Source organism: Duganella sp. CY15W (assembly GCF_009857555.1).
Classification (GTDB): domain Bacteria; phylum Pseudomonadota; class Gammaproteobacteria; order Burkholderiales; family Burkholderiaceae_D; genus Rugamonas; species Rugamonas sacchari.
In genome coordinates, this window is record NZ_WWCQ01000032.1 from 1 (window position 1) to 274 (window position 274).

General features: G+C 51.8%; 1 rRNA gene. It reads left to right on the top strand.

Annotation, left to right across the window (positions count from 1 at the left end):
- Positions 1 to 274: ribosomal RNA gene (locus GTP58_RS32000) — 23S ribosomal RNA — on the top strand; the annotation flags it as partial.

The following is a 274-nucleotide window of genomic DNA, read 5'->3' on the forward strand; positions in this document are numbered from 1 at the left end:
CGAGGCAGAGATGCGTAGCTGATGGGAAGCAGGTTAATATTCCTGCACCGTCGTATGATGCGATGGGGGGACGGATCGCGGAAGGTTGTCTGACTGTTGGAATAGTCAGTTTCTGGTTCATAGAAGGCGCTTAGGCAAATCCGGGCGCGTAATTCAAGGGACTGGGACGAAGAACTTAGGTTCTGTAGCAATCGGAAGTGGTTCCAAGAAAAGCCTCTAAGCTTCAGTCATACGAGACCGTACCGCAAACCGACACAGGTGGGCGAGATGAGTA